The 21,076-nt window shown below is 45.9% G+C and carries 20 protein-coding genes, 1 tRNA gene and 2 pseudogenes; 16 read left to right on the forward strand and 7 right to left on the reverse strand.

Annotation, left to right across the window (positions count from 1 at the left end):
- The 3 genes from gpt to crl form a co-directional block, all read left to right on the forward strand.
- On the forward strand, positions 1 to 454 hold a 454-nt coding region (gene gpt, locus KQJ18_RS11685), incomplete at its 5' end, for a xanthine phosphoribosyltransferase (RefSeq protein ID WP_216422005.1).
- A gap of 100 nt (positions 455 to 554) precedes the next feature.
- On the forward strand, positions 555 to 1,799 hold the full coding sequence (frsA, locus tag KQJ18_RS11690; RefSeq protein WP_038637686.1) for an esterase FrsA: 1,245 nt from the start codon (positions 555 to 557) through the stop codon (positions 1,797 to 1,799).
- Between the two features lie 57 nt (positions 1,800 to 1,856).
- Positions 1,857 to 2,258, forward strand: coding sequence for a sigma factor-binding protein Crl (gene crl / locus KQJ18_RS11695; RefSeq protein ID WP_216422006.1), 402 nt, complete (start codon positions 1,857 to 1,859; stop codon positions 2,256 to 2,258).
- A gap of 56 nt (positions 2,259 to 2,314) precedes the next feature.
- On the opposite strand, the gene phoE is transcribed toward crl, so the two are convergent.
- The gene (gene phoE, locus KQJ18_RS11700) at positions 2,315 to 3,370 is read right to left on the reverse strand and encodes a phosphoporin PhoE (RefSeq protein ID WP_042310379.1); all 1,056 of its coding nucleotides are present in this window, start codon (positions 3,368 to 3,370) and stop codon (positions 2,315 to 2,317) included.
- A 289-nt stretch (positions 3,371 to 3,659) separates the two neighbouring features.
- On the opposite strand from phoE, the gene proB reads away from it, so the two are divergent.
- The 13 genes from proB (at position 3,660) to KQJ18_RS11765 (ending at position 17,770) form a co-directional block, all read left to right on the forward strand.
- Positions 3,660 to 4,763 carry a glutamate 5-kinase gene (gene proB, locus KQJ18_RS11705; protein ID WP_003031373.1) on the forward strand — a complete coding sequence of 368 codons (1,104 nt, stop codon included), beginning with the start codon at positions 3,660 to 3,662 and terminating at the stop codon, positions 4,761 to 4,763.
- Positions 4,764 to 4,774: 11 nt separating this feature from the next.
- On the forward strand, positions 4,775 to 6,025 hold the full coding sequence (gene proA / locus KQJ18_RS11710; RefSeq protein ID WP_069323871.1) for a glutamate-5-semialdehyde dehydrogenase: 1,251 nt from the start codon (positions 4,775 to 4,777) through the stop codon (positions 6,023 to 6,025).
- A gap of 278 nt (positions 6,026 to 6,303) precedes the next feature.
- A complete protein-coding gene (locus KQJ18_RS11715) occupies positions 6,304 to 7,023 on the forward strand; it encodes a Crp/Fnr family transcriptional regulator (protein ID WP_137351130.1) in 720 nt (239 codons plus the stop codon).
- A gap of 596 nt (positions 7,024 to 7,619) precedes the next feature.
- Entirely contained in the window at positions 7,620 to 8,201 is a 582-nt protein-coding gene (locus KQJ18_RS11720) for a common pilus major fimbrillin subunit EcpA (protein WP_038637704.1), read from the forward strand.
- A gap of 53 nt (positions 8,202 to 8,254) precedes the next feature.
- Entirely contained in the window at positions 8,255 to 8,932 is a 678-nt protein-coding gene (locus KQJ18_RS11725) for a hypothetical protein (RefSeq protein ID WP_038637707.1), read from the forward strand.
- Between the two features lie 57 nt (positions 8,933 to 8,989).
- On the forward strand, positions 8,990 to 11,482 hold the full coding sequence (locus KQJ18_RS11730; RefSeq protein ID WP_216422007.1) for a CS1-pili formation C-terminal domain-containing protein: 2,493 nt from the start codon (positions 8,990 to 8,992) through the stop codon (positions 11,480 to 11,482).
- 4 nt (positions 11,483 to 11,486) lie between these two features.
- On the forward strand, positions 11,487 to 13,103 hold the full coding sequence (locus KQJ18_RS11735; protein ID WP_137351128.1) for a fimbrial protein: 1,617 nt from the start codon (positions 11,487 to 11,489) through the stop codon (positions 13,101 to 13,103).
- Positions 13,100 to 13,798 carry a fimbria/pilus periplasmic chaperone gene (locus tag KQJ18_RS11740; RefSeq protein WP_038637713.1) on the forward strand — a complete coding sequence of 233 codons (699 nt, stop codon included), beginning with the start codon at positions 13,100 to 13,102 and terminating at the stop codon, positions 13,796 to 13,798. Before KQJ18_RS11735 ends, KQJ18_RS11740 begins: the two co-directional genes overlap by 4 nt.
- Before the next feature lie 141 nt (positions 13,799 to 13,939).
- The gene (locus tag KQJ18_RS11745) at positions 13,940 to 14,677 is read left to right on the forward strand and encodes a winged helix-turn-helix domain-containing protein (protein WP_150344698.1); all 738 of its coding nucleotides are present in this window, start codon (positions 13,940 to 13,942) and stop codon (positions 14,675 to 14,677) included.
- On the forward strand, positions 14,652 to 15,122 hold the full coding sequence (locus KQJ18_RS11750; RefSeq protein WP_038637718.1) for a hypothetical protein: 471 nt from the start codon (positions 14,652 to 14,654) through the stop codon (positions 15,120 to 15,122). The genes KQJ18_RS11745 and KQJ18_RS11750 overlap by 26 nt, the downstream gene beginning before the upstream one ends.
- Before the next feature lie 341 nt (positions 15,123 to 15,463).
- Positions 15,464 to 16,912 (forward strand): EAL domain-containing protein, encoded by a 1,449-nt coding sequence (locus KQJ18_RS11755; protein ID WP_216422008.1) that lies wholly within the window; start codon positions 15,464 to 15,466, stop codon positions 16,910 to 16,912.
- A 114-nt stretch (positions 16,913 to 17,026) separates the two neighbouring features.
- Positions 17,027 to 17,491: an isoprenylcysteine carboxylmethyltransferase family protein gene (locus KQJ18_RS11760; protein WP_216422009.1), complete on the forward strand. Its 465-nt coding sequence runs from the start codon at positions 17,027 to 17,029 to the stop codon at positions 17,489 to 17,491.
- Between the two features lie 203 nt (positions 17,492 to 17,694).
- Positions 17,695 to 17,770: transfer RNA gene (locus KQJ18_RS11765), tRNA-Thr, on the forward strand.
- A gap of 14 nt (positions 17,771 to 17,784) precedes the next feature.
- Here KQJ18_RS11765 and KQJ18_RS11770 read toward each other — a convergent pair.
- The 6 genes and pseudogenes from KQJ18_RS11770 to KQJ18_RS11795 form a co-directional block, all read right to left on the reverse strand.
- Positions 17,785 to 18,059: pseudogene (locus tag KQJ18_RS11770) on the reverse strand (tyrosine-type recombinase/integrase); the annotation flags it as partial.
- Positions 18,060 to 18,352: 293 nt separating this feature from the next.
- Entirely contained in the window at positions 18,353 to 18,982 is a 630-nt protein-coding gene (locus KQJ18_RS11775; RefSeq protein WP_188332491.1) for a hypothetical protein, read from the reverse strand.
- Between the two features lie 111 nt (positions 18,983 to 19,093).
- On the reverse strand, positions 19,094 to 19,450 hold the full coding sequence (locus KQJ18_RS11780; RefSeq protein WP_071888110.1) for a DUF4156 domain-containing protein: 357 nt from the start codon (positions 19,448 to 19,450) through the stop codon (positions 19,094 to 19,096).
- A 235-nt stretch (positions 19,451 to 19,685) separates the two neighbouring features.
- Entirely contained in the window at positions 19,686 to 20,222 is a 537-nt protein-coding gene (locus tag KQJ18_RS11785; RefSeq protein ID WP_085047714.1) for an Ail/Lom family outer membrane beta-barrel protein, read from the reverse strand.
- A 200-nt stretch (positions 20,223 to 20,422) separates the two neighbouring features.
- On the reverse strand, positions 20,423 to 20,911 hold the full coding sequence (locus KQJ18_RS11790; RefSeq protein WP_085047713.1) for a hypothetical protein: 489 nt from the start codon (positions 20,909 to 20,911) through the stop codon (positions 20,423 to 20,425).
- Positions 20,884 to 21,076, reverse strand: a pseudogene (locus KQJ18_RS11795) (response regulator); the annotation flags it as partial. The pseudogene KQJ18_RS11795 and the gene KQJ18_RS11790, both read right to left, overlap by 28 nt.

Here is a 21,076-nt window from a genome sequence, read left to right on the forward strand (position 1 = left end):
CGAAAAATACGTCGTCACCTGGGACATGTTGCAGATCCATGCACGTAAACTGGCAAGCCGCTTGATGCCTTCTGAACAATGGAAAGGCATTATTGCCGTTAGCCGTGGTGGTCTGGTGCCGGGCGCATTGCTGGCGCGTGAATTGGGTATTCGTCATGTCGATACCGTATGCATCTCCAGCTACGATCACGACAACCAGCGCGAGCTGAAAGTGCTTAAGCGTGCTGAAGGCGACGGTGAAGGTTTTATCGTCATCGACGACCTGGTTGACACCGGCGGCACCGCGGTTGCGATCCGCGAAATGTATCCTAAAGCGCATTTCGTCACTATTTTCGCTAAGCCGGCAGGTCGTCCGCTGGTAAATGATTATATTGTTGATATCCCTCAGGATACCTGGATTGAGCAGCCGTGGGATATGGGCGTAGTGTTTGTCCCGCCGATCTCTGGTCGCTAATCAACAGCGCTTTCAACGCCTGGCTTTGCCGGGCGTTGTTCTTTATTAATCCCCATCAGGTTACACTATGCCTTAATGAGTATTCATGGAGGCTGCAAGAATGTCACAAGCTAACCTCAGCGAAGTCCTGTTCAAACCCCGCTTCAAACACCCTGAAACGTCTACGCTGGTTCGTCGTTTTAATCACGGCGCGCAGCCGTCCGTACAATCTGCCCTGGATGGCAAAACAATCCCGCACTGGTATCGCATGGTGAATCGTCTGATGTGGATCTGGCGCGGCATCGATCCGCGTGAAATCCTCGAAGTACAGGCGCGTATCGTGATGAGCGAAGCCGAACGTACGGATAAAGAGCTCTACGATACGGTCATTGGCTATCGTGGCGGGAACTGGATCTATGAGTGGGCAAAGCAGGCGATGGAATGGCAACAGAAAGCGTCTATGGAGGAGGATCCGCAGTTAAGCGGACGCCACTGGCTGCATGCCTCTACGCTGTACAACATTGCCGCTTATCCGCACCTGAAAGGCGATGAGCTGGCAGAGCAGGCGCAGGCTCTGGCTAATCGCGCCTATGAAGAAGCCGCTCAACGGCTGCCGGGCACGCTGCGTGAGATGGAATTTGCGGTCGCTGGCGGCGCGCCGATAACCGGCTTCCTGCATATGCCAAAAGGCGATGGTCCGTTCCCGACGGTACTGATGTGCGGCGGTCTCGATTCCATGCAAACGGACTACTACACGCTGTATGAGCGCTACTTTGCTCCGCGCGGTATTGCCATGTTGACGCTGGATATGCCGTCGGTCGGATTCTCATCAAAATGGAAACTGACTCAGGATTCCAGCCTGCTGCATCAGCATGTATTAAAGGCGCTGCCTAATGTCCCGTGGGTGGATCACACCCGCGTGGCGGCCTTCGGTTTCCGTTTTGGCGCTAACGTAGCGGTACGCCTGGCGTATCTGGAGTCGTCACGGCTGAAGGCGGTGGCCTGCCTGGGACCGGTTGTGCATGCGCTGCTGAGTGACCCGCAGCGTCAGGCAAGCGTCCCGGAAATGTATCTTGACGTTCTGGCCAGCCGCCTGGGGATGCACGACGCTTCCGATGAAGCGCTGCGCGTAGAGCTTAATCGCTATTCATTAAAAGTGCAGGGACTGCTCGGTCGACGCTGCCCGACGCCAATGCTGTCAGGCTTCTGGAAAAACGACCCATTTAGCCCCGAAGAGGAGTCGCGTTTAATCACCTCGTCATCTTCTGACGGTAAGCTGCTGGAGATTCCATTCAATCCGGTGTATCGCAATTTTGACAAAGGACTGCAAGAAATAACCAAGTGGATCAATCAGAGATTGTGTTAAAAGTTTGCTAAATTTTATCGATTTGGTAAAACAGGAGCTTCACCTAAGGAGATCGTAATGACGTTACCGAGTGGGCATCCGAAAAGTAGATTGATCAAGAAATTCACCGCGCTTGGCCCGTACATCCGGGAAGGACAGTGCGAAGATAATCGCTTTTTTTTCGATTGTTTGGCTGTTTGCGTCAACGTGAAACCCGCCCCTGAGAAACGCGAGTTCTGGGGCTGGTGGATGGAGATTGAGGCGCAGGAAAAACGCTTTACCTACAGCTATCAGTTTGGTTTGTTTGATAAAGATGGCAACTGGACGGCGGTGCCGGTGAAAGAGACTGAAGTGCTAGAGCGACTGGAATACACCTTACGTGAGTTTCATGAAAAATTACGTGGGTTGTTAACGTCGCTGGATTTGGCGCTGGAGCCTGCTGACGATTTTAAAGATGAGCCGGTTAAATTAACCGCATAATGAACAGTAAAATGCCGGATGGCGGCGCAACCCCATCCGGCATTTTTTATCCTAAATCAGAACTGATAAACCATACCGACGGCAACGATATCATCATCGTTGATGCCCAGTTTATTGTCGCTATCCAGCTGGTTGATTTTATAATCGACAAACGCGGACATATTTTTGTTGAAATAATACGTGGCGCCAACGTCGATATAATTCACCAGATCCTCATTGCCGACGCCTTCAATATCTTTACCTTTTGACAGCACATAACCCAGTGACGGACGCAGACCAAAGTCAAATTGGTACTGAACAACCGCTTCGAAGTTCTGCGTTTTATTGGCGAAGCCGCCGGAAATCGGCGTCATATTGCGCGTTTCAGAATAGAACGTCGCAATATAGATATCGTTAGCATCATATTTTAAACCCGTTGCCCAGGCTTCTGCTTTATCGCCCGTACCGCGAGTTTGCAGATTCTGCTGATTGGTACGATCGGAGTTGGTATAAGCGCCGCTTACGGCGAAATCGCTACCGCCAAAGTCATAGGTAACGGATGTACCAAAACCATCGCCGTTCTGTTTTTTCACATCGCGGTCCTGGTTTTTACCCTGATATTGCAGGGTGAGATCCAGGCCATCCACGACGCCGAAGAAATCGGTGTTACGGTAAGTCGCCAGGCCGCTGGCGCGTTTGGTCATAAAGTTATCGGTCTGTGCAGAAGAATCGCCGCCGAACTCCGGGAACATATCAGTCCACGCTTCTACATCGTACAGCGCGCCCAGGTTACGACCATAATCAAACGAGCCAAGATTTTTTAATTTCAGACCGGCAAAGGCCAGACGTGTTTTTTGCTGGTTGGAATCACTTTCAGCTTTATTGCCTGCGAACTCTGCTTCCCAGCGACCATAACCCGTCAGTTCATCATTAATTTGCGTTTCGCCCTTAAAGCCTAAACGGATATAGCTTTGGTCGCCGTCCTTGCTGTCATAATCCGTCATGTAATGCATGGCTTTAACTTTGCCATACAGATCCAGTTTATTACCGTTCTTGTTATACACTTCAGCTGCCTGTACGGATGCCGACGCCACAATCCCCATCACCACTAATGCCAGAGTGCTCTTTTTCATTTTCATTCCTGATTAAAAGTACGCGCTAATATTCACTGGGTGTGATCCCCGTTAAAAGACAGGAAGGTTTTTAACGTCTGGCAATGAACGTTTTATGACAAAGTAAGAATATTTTTAAAAAAGAGTGTTTTTATGTTTCTGTAATAAATGCGTCAAAATCTGCCGCTACGCTTGCTGATCCTGCGCAATAAAATTTCATGCTTTGTGCGCTGGCTGTTGGCAACCGGGGCCAGTCCTGCTAAAACGTTCGTTTGATATCATTTTCCCCAATTTTGAATGGCAGAGAATCATGAGTGACAGCCAGACGCTGGTGGTAAAACTTGGCACCAGTGTGTTAACGGGCGGATCGCGCCGCCTGAACCGCGCCCATATCGTAGAACTGGTTCGCCAGTGCGCGCAGCTTCATGCCGCAGGGCATCGTATTGTTATCGTTACCTCAGGCGCGATCGCCGCCGGGCGTGAGCATCTTGGTTACCCTGAGCTTCCGGCGACGATAGCCTCGAAACAGCTGTTGGCGGCGGTAGGGCAGAGCCGATTGATTCAACTGTGGGAACAGCTGTTCTCTATTTACGGTATCCATATCGGGCAGATGCTGCTGACGCGTGCGGATATGGAAGACCGTGAGCGCTTCCTTAATGCCCGCGATACGTTACGCGCGCTGCTGGACAACAACATCGTTCCTGTCATCAATGAGAATGACGCGGTGGCGACCGCCGAAATTAAAGTCGGCGATAATGACAATCTCTCGGCGCTGGCGGCAATTCTGGCCGGAGCCGATAAGCTACTGTTGCTGACCGATCAGCAGGGACTTTTCACAGCCGATCCGCGCACCAATCCGCAGGCGGAGCTGATCAAAGACGTTCACGGTATTGACGATGCGTTGCGCGCCATTGCCGGCGACAGCGTTTCTGGCCTGGGAACGGGTGGTATGGGCACGAAATTGCAGGCCGCTGATGTCGCGTGCCGCGCAGGGATTGACACCATCATTGCCGCAGGCAGCAAGCCAGGCGTGATTGGCGATGTGATGGAAGGCGTTTCCGTTGGAACGCGTTTTCATGCTCAGGCCTCTCCACTGGAAAACCGTAAACGCTGGATTTTCGGCGCGCCGCCTGCCGGGGAAATTACCGTCGATGAGGGCGCGACCGCAGCGATTCTGGAACGTGGCAGTTCATTACTGCCAAAAGGCATTAAAAGCGTGACAGGCAACTTTTCTCGTGGTGAAGTGATTCGTATCTGCAATCTCGAAGGGCGCGATATCGCCCACGGCGTGACCCGCTATAACAGCGACGCGCTCCGCCGTATTGCCGGACACCACTCACAGCAGATTGACACCATCCTCGGCTATGAATACGGCCCGGTTGCTGTCCATCGCGACGACATGATTACCCGTTAAGGAACAGGCATATGCTGGAACAAATGGGCATTGCTGCCAAAGCTGCGTCATACAAGCTGGCGCTGCTCTCCAGCCGCGAAAAAAATCGCGTGCTGGAAAAAATAGCCGATGAGCTGGAAGCGCAAATGGAAAGTATCCTTAGCGCTAACAAGCAGGATGTAGAACAGGCGCGTGAAAATGGTCTGAGCGAAGCAATGCTCGACCGCCTGGCATTGACCCCTGCGCGTCTGAAAGCGATTGCTGACGACGTGCGTCAGGTGTGTAATCTTGCTGACCCTGTCGGGCAGGTGATTGACGGGGGCCTGCTGGATAGCGGACTGCGTCTTGAGCGTCGTCGCGTCCCGTTGGGCGTGATTGGCGTGATTTATGAAGCGCGTCCTAACGTTACCGTTGATGTTGCCTCCCTGTGCCTGAAAACCGGTAATGCGGCGATCCTGCGCGGCGGGAAAGAGACTTACCGGACTAACGCTGCGACCGTGGCGGTGATCCAAAAGGCGCTGGAAGCCTGCGGTTTACCCGCAGCAGCGGTGCAGTCAATCGACAATCCGGATCGCGCGCTGGTCGCTGAAATGCTGCGTATGGATAAGTACATCGATATGCTGATCCCGCGCGGTGGCGCGGGCCTGCACAAGCTGTGCCGCGAGCAGTCGACTATCCCGGTCATCACCGGCGGCATTGGCGTGTGTCATATTTATGTGGATGATTCTGCTGAAATCGCGCCTGCGCTGAAGATTATCGTCAATGCCAAAACCCAGCGTCCGAGCACCTGCAATACCGTGGAGACCTTGCTGGTGCATCAGGATATCGCTGAGCGTTTCCTGCCTGCGTTAAGCGACAAGATGGCGGAAAGCGGTGTTACGCTGCACGGCGACGAAATCGTGATGCAGGTACTGCATGGCCCAGCCAAACTGGTGCCGCTGAAACCGGAAGAGCTCGATAACGAGTTTCTGTCTTTGGATCTGAACGTTGTGGTGGTCGAAAATATGGATGGCGCTATCGCGCACATTCGCGAACATGGTACCCAACACTCCGACGCTATCCTGACGCGCACGCTCAGCAACGCCAACCGTTTCGTGAATGAAGTTGATTCTTCTGCCGTATACGTGAATGCTTCCACCCGTTTTACCGATGGCGCCCAGTTTGGACTGGGGGCTGAAGTGGCGGTGAGTACGCAAAAACTGCACGCGCGTGGCCCAATGGGACTGGAAGCACTGACCACATACAAGTGGATTGGCTTCGGAGATGATACCATTCGCGCGTAATTGAAACCGGGTGATGCAAAACAGGCGTTTGATTCGCAAGGCCAGTAATGCATCGCCCGGTTTGTTTTAACCTTCTTCGCCATACCCGCGTTCGTTTGAGCTCTGCGTTTTTAATCATCCGCAGCAGACTATATTTATTCATATTCTCGTTTGTGCCAGAAAGTAAGCCAGCACAGAATTTTCCCTGTCTGGAATGAATTTTCCTGGTCTGCGGTTCACGTATTGTTCCCCACGCTTGTTCTATTAGAATCAGTCTCATTTTTATGAGGAGTTGTTGCGTGAAATCGGATATTCACAAACTTAGTATTCCTGTTGTGCCGCTCGGCAATCCGTTCCCACCCCGCCATTGTTCGCTGTGTCCAAAGGGAGCTGCTATTGATCGTGATAATGAGTACAAGTTAATAGACAAAAGAAGGAAGTTTAAAGCCGGTGAGATTCTCGCTCGGCAGGATGAAGCCGCAGAGATGCTTTTTGTGATTCATGAGGGGTATTGCAAGTCCAGCGTGGAATGTGGCGATAACGTTTTTATCAGCCGCTTTTATGTTCCAGGGGATATCATGGCGCTGGATGCTGTCGAAGGGAGAACGTATCTGACCACCATCAGGGCTGCAACGACTGCGGAAGTTTGCCATATCGACATCGCGCGGTTGTTCAAGGTCGCAGAGAAGGATCCTTCAGTTGCCGCAGCAGTCATCAAGTTTCTGTGCAGAGATAATGGGTTCATTGTTGAGAAATTGCGGCGTTATGCGAATAAACACGCGGAGGCCAGAATCGCCGCTTTCCTGGTGGAGTTTTACGAGATGCATTTGCGTATTGGCAGACCGGAAACGACGCTTCGATTGCCTTTTTCCCGGGAAGAAATTGCCAGTTATCTCGATCTTAAAATTGAAACCGTCAGCCGTTCATTAAAATCACTCGAACAACAAGATTTGATTACCTTACATCGTGTACGTACGGTAACACTTAATAGTTATCTCGGTTTGAAAAGCTTCATCTAATTCTCGCTTTTATGAATATGATTTTTTTCTTGCAATACCAGGAATATTCTTTTTATATGGAAAATTCCTGGTTTTATTTGTGTGAAATAATTATCAATTCGAGTATTAATCCTCCAGATTTTTGCTTTGTTTATAAGAATATTCCCCTTCAAACGAAAGTTTTATGAGAATTTTCTTGTGAAGATGAAAATTTATCAAAGTTGTAACAAATAGTCAGCATTTTAGAAAAGATATAAATATTTTAATTATCTTTATGTTTTGTAAGGATTTTATTAGGGTTTTATTTGTATGACCTTTTTGATATTTATCAAAAACATAAAAAAGATGAATTGTTTGGTTCGACTTATTTGTGTGGTTAATAATTCTGAAATGCGGCTTATTTTGAGTAAATATATCTTGGGAAAGTTCCTGGAAGACTATTTGTGTAAGAAAATTCTTAGTCTTTTGTAATTTCTGCGTTTCAGGGTTTGTTGAGATGTTACTTAATTCAAATGATAATTTTTTTGCGCGGCAATTCTGGCTCGCAATTAATGGAACCGCTGGAGTGACTTAATAATAAGACTCGGTGGTGAGTTTGTTCTTAGGAGAAGATAAAAATGAAAAAACTATTATTAGTAACCTCTCTGGCTTCTGTATTTGTTGCGGCAAATGCAATGGCAGATGTTACTGCTTCTGCAACTGCCTCGTGGGATGCGACGGCAACAAAAGATACCACCAGCATGTTGGTTGTCACCCCGCTAAACTCTTTGACTTTCCAGTATGCTGAAGGACTGAATGCCTTCAACTCTCAGGACGGTGCTTTTGATGTGACTATTCAGGGCCAGGAGACGGCAACTGATTTTGAGCTGACTGCGCAGATCATTAGCAACACTCTGACCAACGCCAGTGGTGATGCATCTACCCTGAACGTAGGAGTGGCATGGAATGGCACCGCGCTGACTAAGTCTTCAGATACTGTCCTGGTCAACTCCAGCTCGACTTCTGGTCTTGAAAGCCTGATGGCTGATGGCGCTTATAACGGTGCTGCTCGTGTCAGCGATCAATCCAACTTCAAATTCACCATCACGTCAGCGACTTCTGATGGTACCCAGGCAGTAACGGATTACTCTGCCCTGCCAGACGGCTATTGGACTGGTGATGTAAAAGTACAGTTCAATGCAACCTGGACGACTACCTAAGTAATAAAAAATTCGGGAGAATTTTATCTCCCGAATTTATCAGGAATGGTGTCATGAAAAAATATTTACCGACAGCGATGTTGGTAGGGTTAGTAGTATCTTTTCCCGGATGGGCAATTAATGTTGGTGAAATTACATCGATAATGACTTCTGCTGAGAGTTCATTATCGAAAGAAATTACCAATACGACTGATGCGGCGCGTTATGTCAGTGTTTCGGTAAAACAATTGTCATCACCTTTAGCTGGCGGAGTCGAAATAAAGCCTGTTAATTCCGGAGAGTTACTTTCTACACCTGCCAACCTTATTCTTCCTGGTCAGGCGAAGGATGTATTTCGCTTTTTCTATAAAGGACCAGCAGATGATGTTGAGCGTTATTATCGTCTGCAATGGATTGATGAACCGGTTACCGAGAGCGCGGAAACCCGGGCCAATAAAATGGCGGTTGCAACAGCGTCGGCTGAAATTGGAACTATTTTGGTGGTTGCGCCGAGAAAGGAGCGTTTTGAATATAACCGAAATGGCGATGTTATTACCAATACTGGCAATGTTTCGTTTCGAGTGATCGCCTATGGCACGTGTAAAGAGAAGGCCCGCGATCGAGGACGAGGCTGTCGCGAACGTTATTACATTATGCCAGGTACGAAAATAAAATTACAGTTTACCGATATTAATAATAGCCGTTCACGGATCGGTATCTGGCACGGTAAGCAGTTTATTACAGTGAAGTGATGGTCGATTGCAGCCATCTGTACGGGATAAATAAAATACCGGAATGTAAGGATGCATATGACAACAAAAAACATTGTCGGCGGTAGCTTTTGCCTTTTTCTTGCGTTGACACCAGGATTTTCACATGCAGCCCCAGTAAAAGTGGGTAATTACGTTATTCCCAGCGCTTTCGCCCGTTCACTGGAGCAGGGAATGACGGTACCGGTATATATTCGCTACAACGAGACTGACGAGAAAAGTCAGCAAAAAATTGCCGATGCGGTAATTTCGCTTGTTGATGGTAATATTACCGTTAAATCCCTGACGCTTACTGAATTACCTAATAATGCCGTGTTATCTGGAAAAACCCGCGCATTGGTGGAAAAAATTCGTGATGTGAAGTTTCACGATAATACCAATATCGAGCTATCGGCTAATGCACGCCTGCAGCTTAACGTCTCTTCATTTCATCTGGAGATGATTGTTAGTAAAGATGCGCTAACTGAAGCTATTGTCGCACGCAGCAGTCTGCTTGGGCCTTCCAGTGTGGAGACGCTCTCCAATGTCCTGAATTATAACTTTGGTACCTACTACAACGATTATCACAACGGCAGCAGTACTCGCAGCTATCTGACGGTAGACAATACAACATCGCTGCGTGAGCACCATATCAACATTAACGGTTCGTTTTACGGTATAGGCGACAGCAATGGCACCAGCAAACTCTATCGGGCGATGTATGAGCGCGATTATAACGGGTATCGACTGGCGCTTGGGATGCTTGACACCTGGAATGTCCAGTCTATTGCCAGCCTGAATGCGCTGAACGGCGGTAAAATTTACGGTGTGAGCTATGGAAATAAAGGAAGTACGGTTGTTGAAAATACCGCGCTTTCGCTCACGCCGATTACCGTATTTTTGCCAGCCGCTGGCGAGGTTCATGTCTTTCGTGACGGGCGATTGCTCAGCGTGCAGAACTTTAATATGGGCAGCTATGAAATTGATACCAGTCGTTTCCCGTATGGAGTTTATGACGTTACGGTAGATATCGTGGTCAATGGCCGGACAATTAATAGTCGTATCAGCAGGGTAAATAAAATCTTTGCCCGCCAACAAGCAGCCGGAATTGATCAGCTCTCGTGGCAATTTTTTGGCGGCTCACTGGATTATGATCGTGTGAGCTATAAGCGAAATCATTATCAGGATTTGGGCAGCGAGCAGACATGGATTGCTGGCGGGGCCGCATCGGTAACGCTGGCGGTATTGTCGGGACTGGGTCTGAAATCCACGCTCTACGGTTTTGACAACAATGCGGTTAATGAAACGGATGTCACGCTCAATGTAAATGAATACGTAAGCATTGGCACTCAGACGCTGGTAGCGAACGATTCGTCATGGCGAAACATCAGTAACATTAATCTCAATGTGCTTGAGGGGTATGGCTCTCTCTGGGCATCTCGTGAAGACAGTAAAATTGGCGATCGTTTGCCCGTGCAGGAACGTGACAATTATTCCATTGGCGGCACGCTGAATATCGGAAAGTTTATTCCTCATGGCGGTTCGCTCACCGTTAGCCAGACGGAGAATCGCTATTCAGGCAATAAATACCGTAACCTGGACTACAGCACGACCCTTTATTCAGGCAGATATGCCTCGGTTGGACTGCGTGCAGGGATCCAGCGTTATTACTACAACAACCGAAATGACGATGGGCGACAGGAACGTTATGTCAGCCTGGATTTATCGTTGCCGTTGGCTTCCTGGTTGAGCATGGGGGTCTCCCGGGATCGCTATGGCAGCACCCAGGGGAATATCAGCGCGCGTAAGCAGTATACTGAAGGCCCCATTAAATCAGTCGGCCTGGCGGCGTCAACCCGTCTGAGTGGTGAACAATATTACGACAACAACTATTCGATAAACGGCAATTTGAGTTATGACACGAAATATAACGCCGGTACCGTATCGGTAACGCGTTCCGCGGATAACTCCACCAATATGAACTTCTCTTCTCAAGGCTCTCTGGCGTGGGCTGGGAAAGACTTCGGTCTGAGTAAAGAGAGGCAACGGTCAGGTGTCATCGTGAAAACAGATTTGACCGGTGAGGGTAAACTGGCGGCGAAGATTAACAATCGTAATTATCTTCTCAGCGGTAAATCAAATTTCATTGCACTGCCGCCCTATGCCCAGTACAAGCTGGAAATCCTCAATGATAAAAACTCTGAGGACAGCTTCGATATTGTTTCAGGACGCAAGCAGGAACTGACGCTATATCCGGGTAACGTTGGTGTCATTAGCCCTGAAGTGAAAAGCATGGTCACCGTGTTTGGGCGTATTCGTTACCCTGATGGGCAGTTAGCTGCAAATACCGATATTCATAACCACATCGGGAAAACACGTACCGATGAAAAGGGTGAGTTTGCTATCGATATTGATAAAAAATATCCGGTCATCACGCTAATTTCAGCCAATGGCAGCGTTTGTGAAGCCGATCTCGATCTGGAAAAAGCACGCGGCGCGGCGTGGGTGGGTGAGGTGAAATGCGCAACGCAAACCACTATGGCACAGAGGTAATAAAATGAAAGTATTAAATAAGTTGGCTATTTTAATCTGTGCTGTGGGAAGCTTTACGCCTTTGCCTGTTTTAGCTTTGAAGGCCTCCTCGTCCGGCTCAGTTAGCAACAATTATTTGTTTATTGAAAATGCTATAGATGGTGAATATTTTATTACCCCATCGGCACTTGATCCGCGCTTCAGCGGGTCAAATACGTGGATAAAATATGGTACCTCGCAGGTCAGTCTCGGATATTTAGGTTTTGTGGGCTGGACTGCACCCGGAAATTATTATCAGGATATGTGGATTGATAATTCCCCGATTAATGGGCCTTTCCGGGGAATACGTTGTTATAGTGGAACCCAGTGTCCATCGACCGGGTTTATTGCCGGGCAAGGAACTGACAATAACGGGTTTTATCATGCACAGGTGGGATCTGTCGCAGGCGTTGTTGGCGGAGCCTACGGATTCGCCTCTCTGACGGATACTGCCTATGAGTATTTTCGCAATGTGTCTACCGGTAGCAGCGAAACCTACGTATTCAACCGCTGTTATACGTCTGTAAATTATGATTATTCTTCCGGACAGCGTTGCAAAGACCAGTCGACCGGATCATGGAATTACGTTAATTATACGTTGACCAAACGCGGGCATCTGTCGCTTGAATCCACTAATGCGTTTCAGGAACTTTGGGTTGCCAGCGACGGAACGCCGAGCATCACCAAAGACTCTGGTTATTGTGAGCTTGGCGTGGTGGGCGGCACAGACGGTGTGATTTGCAAGATGGTGAGTTATAACCTGCAACAAACGGCTAATCTGACCCCCTCTCTGACGTTTCGCGCTTATGTTGACACGGCGATGCTTGGTTTTACGCCCGGAGCGGCCACCGTGAGATACTCCGGGAATGGCTCAAACTGGTATAACTATGGTTCTTCAACAGCGTATTACAACGTTTTCACCACGTCCGGGGAGTATATTTATATTTTTCTGTCGAAAGTATTTCTGAAAAATCTCGTCGATTCAGGGATCAGTATTACTAACAGTCAGCCGTTTACTTTCGGTTTTTATAATGGCTTAACACCAGAGTCAGGGCACTACCAGTTTACCCCTTCGTTACAGCTCAATATTGTGCCGAAGGAGTATGGAATCAGTATTGTCTCTTCGGACAACACAGCTTCTGCGAGCGGCAGTGGCACGATTGGCGATGCCGCTCCTATAGAAATGGATTACACCGTAACCGTCTCAGGCCCTCGTCAGGCCGATAGCATTACCGCCCAGGTTATCGGGGATAGTACAACGATCAATAGTGTGCCTTATTGCCTGTTTACCTCTACGCAAGGCGGGCTATCCGTCCCAATCCCCGCCTTTCTGCAGTACAACAGCCAGTCGGGGGGCGTAGTGCAGAAACGAAATAGCTGCAGTGAAGCACCAGTCAGCATGAGCGATGCGCAGTGGCAACAGACGCCCTGGGACGCCAATAACAATGACGATGGAAGCTATTATACGACTGATTTGAAGTTGCTTTTCCCCATGAATGATTCACGTTCGCTGTTAACCGTTTCCGGAGCAGACTGGGAAGGTGTCGTCAGCGCCAGCGGAGAGATAAAAGTGACGGCGAATTGGGTGGGCGTCACGCCATGAATCGCTACCATTTCGCACTTAGATGGGCATTTGTCTTTTTTTGTGGGCTGACTGCATGCTCTGCACAGGCTGTCTACCTGGAGTCGACCATCTATGAGATGCCATCGGATAAATCATTTATCAGTAAGCGAATCTATAACGATAGCCACAAACAGAATTTGTACAGTATTAGCGCCGTAAAAATTGATAAGCCGGGGCCGGGAGGTGAAAACAGAAGCGCCATTGCTGAAGGCGAACTTCTGTTTACACCGCTGAATTTCTCACTGGCACCGCAGGCGAGTGAGTTTTTTAAGATTTTCTACCGTGGACCGCAGGATGATAAGGAGCGTTATTATAGAATTCTGTTTCGTGAAATGCCGATCACGCTGTTTACCGAGCGTAATCAAGGAAAAGGGGGACAGGCTCTCCCGGTGATCGCTATGGACACCATACTGGTTGTTCGTCCGAGAAAAATAAATCTGACCTACACCATTGATGAGGCTAACGGAACGCTGAAAAACACCGGGAATACTTTTTTTAAAATCATCGTACACCAGGGGTGCAACTCAACCGATGATGAAGCCACCATGCGTTATGTGCTGCCGGGGGAAACCTGGCGTAGTAGCCAACTAAAAACACAAAACAGAAAATTTATAGTTGCCTTGCAGAAATACCTACCCGTGGGGCAGGGGTGCTTCAAACTCAATCGTGAGTAAGTATTGAATCTGATCGGATATGTCATGATGAGATATTGAATCTATACTGTATGTATCTTTATAAAATACAGTCATAAGCTCTGAGTAGATGAAATTTTGGCCATCCGAACTCAATATTACGATATTTAAGAGTCAGGTTGTATGAAAAGTATAATTAATGATCAGGTTGAGTACGATTCCACCAGGAAAAGCCTGAAACATGGCGATACTACAATAATTCTTTCGCCGTCTACAGCGAGACTACTTGATTTACTCATTACTCATAAAAATCAACAGCTCCACCGCGAATTTATCATTGAGGAAGTATGGGAAAAGCATGGCATGGTGCCATCCGGCCATAGTCTTAATAAAAGTATAAGTGTCTTACGAAAAGCATTTAGCGAGTTGGGGGCGGAGAACCCCATTGAAACATTGCCCAGACAGGGATTTTTGTTCCATGCTGCGGTCCGTGACGCATCGACATCCTCCAGTGAGGATCAAGACAGGCGCTTGGTACCTAAAACGGAAACGGCAGTTCCATCAAGAAAAGCGAAATACGTAAAAATTTTTGTTCTCATTTTATTAATCGCTTTAATCGCAAGCACTTTTTTTATCGTGAAGACTTTTAATACAGGTACCAGGAATTTTATCTACATCAGGACAGTAGGTGATTGTGAACTTTATACTGCAGATGACAATAATGCTGATAAAACGAAAGCATTCTTATCCTCTGATATGTGGCGAAAAGTAAATTCGGTTTGTCATAGCGGTAAGAAAACAATAGTTTTCTATGATGATAATAATTTATCAGCAAGCAATTCTCTTAAAGAGAACTTTCTTGGAGTTTGTTCGCTAGATAAACGAGGTGCTGCGCATGAATGCGAAAACTATATTTATTAGTGGGGTGATCCTCCTTGCAGCGATAACAGTATATTTTTATCTTCATCTGCAACCTGAGACGCTGACTTGTTCTGCCAAAAATTATCTGCATCTGGAAGCTCAAACTCAGGGGGTGAAAATTGAAGGTGAAGTCCTTCTTGTCTTCCGGATATCTTCCGCCACCGAAGGGCGAGTATCTCAGGTAGGAAGTCTCGTCATTCAGGGCAAACATTATGCCGTAGATCGTAATGTCGTCCTGAAATTTATTGGTAAAGATCACGATGGATACCGACAGACTCGCCGCGTGGCTATTGTTAAAAATAAAAATGATAATGTCCCTGATGAAATTACTGAGCTGCTTATGTCACGGCAGGATATTTTCTATTATAAGGTTGTCCGTATCGCCGGAAATGTTTATGGGATAAGAGATTTGCGACGTACGCTTATGGTTTGTCGGGCTGCTTAACAAAGTTGATATATTGTATTACAAATTTTTTTAGTTACATATGTTGTTGTTTTGCTTTTTTATGGTTTTATGTTTTGTCTTGTTGTGAAAGTGAGTAAATTTATTTGTTCTGATTAGAAAATGGGAATTTTCCTTTTTCAATATTTTAAATGGCCTTACTATTTGACGGGGATATTCATATGGACAGTTGTAATCATAAATTCCTAACCTGTGTAATATGACTTATGGAAAAAGTTAACTCACGCACCGCCTTATAATTATTGGAGGTCGAAGGTGTTGTATATGCTCTCGTGCATAAAACGAGGGACCTGCTATGCCATAAATTAAAGTTGGTGATAATTATGAATGTGAAAAAGGCTTTTCTTCTCAGTTATGATATTTTCCTTTTCTCAGGGTTAAAAGCGTCTTTGCCAAATTTAGTACTGGTTGATGCGCGCACATATATTTCTGGAGCGCAACCCGTCATACCACAATATCCATCCTGTGTGTTGGTTATTGATAATCGACTGCCATTATTCCTGGTCAGGAAGTGGCTCCAGAGAAATAGTGCACAGTTCATTAATATGAGCTGTATTGTTCTTCGGATGAGTGAAAACCAGGCTGTTAATCGAGGGTATGAAGAGTTTGTTTTTATTAATGGATGGGAATTATCAGAGAAGGTGATCTCTCAGTTAAAAGATTATTTATTGGCACCTGGTGAGATAGCCGAAATTAACAGAGGTTCACCACTATTTACTTTTTATTTAACCGAGTTTGAGGAAGAAATGTTGTATGCTTCTTTCACTAAAGAAAGATTGCACGATTTTTGTATTGCCAACTCGCTGACAATTAAGTCAGTATATCGATATCGGGAAAAAATTACCACTCGGCTCGGATTTTCTCATTTCAATGAAACAATCATTTTTTTAACCAGGAATAATTTCTTGCGTGAAGACAGTTCACCGCTAAGAAATACAGCGGAGAATATGATTTACGATGAGGTGTATGATGTTTCAGATACTAGCCGACTGAGCATGGCAATAAAGAATGAAGAAATCATTCCTTATTTTCAACCCATAGTAAATACCAGTGGTGATGTTTGCGGCGTTGAGGTTTTGGCTCGTTGGCCACAGGGGCATAACTACGCTATTTCTCAGCGTGAGTTTATTCCATTGGCAGAAAAAAGTGGGTTGATTAATGAGTTGACCAGCTATTTAATGACCGTCGTTGCGCGTGATTTCGTCGGCGGAGGTGTAGGGATCAACAACACTTTATTTGTCTCATTCAATGTCAGCCCATCAGGTTTAAGTAACCCTGTCTTTTATTGGGAATGCCTTAACTTTATGGAAATGACGCAAAAATTACCCATAAAACTGATGATAGAAATAACTGAAAATCAGACGCTTACAATCACTCCAGCAATCAAAGAGCTTATTCGTTCATTACGAAACAGAGGCGTTCTGTTTGCTTTAGATGATTTTGGGACCGGTTACGCTAACCTCTGTTATCTCAATGAGTTAGACCTGGATGTAATCAAGATTGATAAAACATTCATTAAGGCTATTAAAGAGGTTGAGCAACATATTCCTATGCTTGAGTCAATTATTCATCTTTCCGGGCTTTTAGGGCTACGCGTAGTGGCGGAGGGCGTTGAACATGACTTTCAACAGCAATGGCTGGAAAAACAGAGAGTTGATTACCTGCAAGGCTATCAATTTCTACCGCCAGTGACATTTAGTGATTTTATCCGGTATTACAAGCACTCTGTTAGTTTGTATGAACCTGTATCTGGTTCAACTTTCTCAACCTAGATCTCAAGAAGGTTTGCTGTTCTGAGCGATGCATCGTTTGTTTGTTTATCCTAAAAGGGTTATTCATAACTGTATTAATGTTCAATACAAAAGTTTTGAGGTTAGCCCTTCGCCATGCGTACATTTCTGACAAAAGTAAGAGTATGGTTTCCGCCACCGCTCATCTTAGTATTATTTCTTGTCATGGATGCGTTGACGGCGACCCCGCGTTTTACGTTCGGTGCGGTGAATATCGTCGTAAGCCTATTGCTGGCCTGCGTTAGTCTGGCGGTAGCACTGCATACTGTGTGGCAGATGAGGATGAAACGCACGACGCTGAACCCGCTTCATACGGAAAGAACGACCACGCTTGTTACCGAAGGTTGTTACGCCTGGAGCCGAAACCCGATCTATATTGGTATGAGTGGACTCCAGTTGGCCTTCGCTTTCTACGTCGGCAGCCTCGCCGGGATACTGGCTGTACCATTATTTATGCTGGTGATAGCCAGATTGCATATCGATTTTGAAGAAGAACAGCTGCGAAAACATTTCGGGCAGGAATGGGAACGCTATGAGCAGCGGGTTCGTCGTTGGTTATAGAAATGTCTGATGTAATAACGCGCTATCGCGAACACGGAAAGCGCTGAGCGCGTTCCGCCGTAGCGGGTGATGACACGATTCGTGCGTAATTGAATCCGGGTGATGCAAAAATAGGCGTTTGATTCACAAGGCCATTGACGCATCGCCCGGTTAGTTTTAACCTTCTACCCCGTGTTCACATTCGTGGGCATGTCCTTTTCAGGGCCGATATAGCTCAGTTGGTAGAGCAGCGCATTCGTAATGCGAAGGTCGGAGGTTCGACTCCTCTTATCGGCACCAGTAATCACGCGGCTTCACGCGATATTCACAAAGTCTGCAAACGTGCCTTGTGCCATATTTGTGTCATTTCCTGTCGGAAATGAGTCAATTTGCATTGCATGCTGCGTCAGCCGATCGGGTGCCAGATGAGCATAATGCTTAACCATTTCAATGCTCTTCCATCCTTCTATTTCCTGAGGCGCTGATAGCGGAACTGGACAAGCCAGCTTGTCCAGGTGTGCCGCAAATCGTGGAAGCGGAAGTTTTCAATTCCTGCTCTTCTTAACGCCGCCCTCCACGCCGTGTTCGCTTTCCTGACCTCTTTAATCCAGCTTCCATAGGGACAACTGAGGATTTAGTTTGAACAACTATGGGAAACACATTGAAAGTGTGTTCGAGAAAAATAGTCGTTTAGCCGCAAGTTAACTAAAAGGAGTTGAGCTGGATATATGTTTTCTGCATGGAGAAATCGGTGTGCTGAAAATAATAGCATCCTCGGGGACGGGACTGAATCTGAAAAAGCTTCCAGATTTACGGCATCAAATTGCGCATCGATCGATGCTGATGTACAAGGGAACGTATACAATCAGGCTGCGTGTTTTCCTAATAGTAGTGATGAAAATGGTTAATAAATAGTTTTTTCAGATTTGGTAAATTCCCCAGTTTTTTGCATAAAGAATAATGATAATTATAGACGTTCTTTAATGAACAATTCAGAATAAAAGCCATTGTTCTGATAGACTTTCCTGCTATCTGCTTACGTAATACAAGAATTTCATTTTCTGTTACGGCGGTAACACCATTGAGCACAATGTTTTCCCCATCCAGAATACGATCTAAATTGTGTAAGAAAGTTGTTATCCCTTCGCTTGTTACGGGAAGTAACGCTATGTCAGGATACCTGGCATACCAATATTGGGCTATTGGTTTCATGAAACTATCGATGACCAGCACGATACGCATCCTCGTTTTTTTTAAGCTCACCATCCAGTCTTCATCAATAAAATACGCAATATTATCTCTACTGAAGTCAACAAACAGAATACCTTCGGGCAGTTTTGTATTTCTGTTTATAAGGTGATAAATAGAATCAATGAATAAGGGATTTGTCTCGGGCCAGACGGCAGTTTGTCTCGTGATATCGGGCTCACTCTCGAACAGATTTACATCATCGACAGGGCAACGAGAACAACCGTCAGCGTTAAACATCTTCCTCGGTACTGATGATGACACTATGAAACCTCTTTTAATCACTTCGCGATAGGGTTAATAAAGAACGCTTGAATAAACAGGTAACGTAGCTTCAGCTTCGCTACCTGCGTTAGAATCAGAGCTTTGTTAAAATCATGGGCACCGATAAACTGTACCGCTCAATGTCACATTGGTTTGCTGGCTTGAGCCTGAGCCACGATAGGTACTTCCGGTTTGTCCCGCCCTTTGCGTTAAAAGTACCACGACGTTCCCCCCCATTCTCCAGGCTTTATTTTTTAGATCGTTACGGGCCCCCGTTTCCAGGTTGCTGTTTGATGTCCATCCACCCGTGAAAAAATTTCCTTGGCTACCGGTGACATCACCTAAATAGGTGCATGAGGCATTCGGTTCGTTATGTGTTACACGCACACCCTCAGCGCCGTGCTGTAGTGAATTAGCACTGCAAGCTGTTAGCATAAGAGAAGTTAGAAAAACTAATTTTTTTTTCATGTTAGCTCCTTAATAAATTTAGCTAAAAATAATTCAATATGCTGCTAAAACTATCGGGTGTTGAGGCACATTGTACTGGTAATAAATTGTCCTACCCCGGAATTTTAAAAGAGTATGGCTCATAAAAATAATTTCATACAGATATTTAAGTAAATTATAACGTCTCTTTCTATAAATATAAGACTCTATTTTCTGTATAGGAGTTCCTTGCCATAAACTGAGGCTTCTTTAATTATTAAAAACGATACCCTACGCTTACGCCAAATGTGTTTGTATCAACGAAAAGTAACTTAGCTGTCTCCCACGATAGATCCAGGGAAAGATTAGCGAATGGATTTAAAATAAGACCTGCTCCATAGGCAAAAGCATCTTCTGAAGAAGACTGATTATCATGGTTCTTGGTCTTCATCCCAGCCATGCCTACATTTCCATATAAACTAACATAATCATTAATTCGGTAGGTCGGCCCTATCATAAACGAACTATAACTAGTTGTGTTATCTCCATCTTTATGCAATTTCCCTGCATCCCAACTGTAATTTTGTACGTCATGACGAGTTGCAGTGAGAGAGGTCAAAATACCCCATTCAGAATTAAACTCATAACGGTATTTTAGATTGAGCCCGTGAAGATCTTTACTTGCAGATTTGTTTAACGCACTAAGATGCGTTTGGGCATAGCCAAGCGAGAGGGTGTGATTTTCCATTGCTAAGGCTAATGAGGGAAAAATGAATAATGCTGCCATAATCCATGACGAAAAAATACGCTGCATCTAAAGCTCCTTGTTGTTGATGAAAATATCAATGCTTATATAAGCAATGACCGTAGAAGGATGATTGCGGCAGCAATATAACCAGAAAAGTCGAGTAAAGTTATGAAAATGGTCTTACATAAATTTTACCGACAATTTCAGAAAAAAGTAAGATGTGGTAACTTATTGATATGAATAGATTTATAATCAGTTTTGTTTGTTCATTGCGCAGTGCATACGTTATATATTTGTCGATTTATGGAGTACAAGTAGGTGTTTTCACCGACCCTGGTGACTCGAATTTCATTGGCGGCATCAGGATGTAAGAGTCGAAAGTGTGCTAAAAAATCACCAGCTGTGTCAGTAGAAAATACTTTTACCGAATCAACATCAAATGTATAAATGCCTGGCCCAGGCATTTGTAGATTCTTCATATATACATCGCGATACAACACTTTTTTTATCTGCTCTTTCGTGATGATGTCATATTGCAGAGTAATACGTTTGTTTTTGAAATCGAGGACGATATTGCCGTCAGCAAGAAAATTGCCAGGCAGTACTGACGTTACCGTTTTGGTGGTACATAAAAATGAATCGGCAACTAACAAGGGATTGCGCTGCTGGCGTGCCTGTAAAATCAGCAGCACAAAAGCTGCTGCGAAAATAAGCAGCGTAATGCTCCTTAATACCGTTCTTTGATAGTAATGCATTTGGGCTCCGAAACATTAAGTTGATTCAAACACTGAACAAAAATATTGGTATTAGGAACGCGAATATAATAAATAAAATTGCCGTTTTGTTTATACACTTGCTGACTCAGTTCGGAAAAAGCCCCCACAGCGTCCTCGAGAGAACGATTATCTTCAGTAACACCA

It is taken from the genome of Citrobacter sp. S55_ASV_140 (genome assembly GCF_018919505.1).
Classification (GTDB): domain Bacteria; phylum Pseudomonadota; class Gammaproteobacteria; order Enterobacterales; family Enterobacteriaceae; genus Citrobacter; species Citrobacter werkmanii.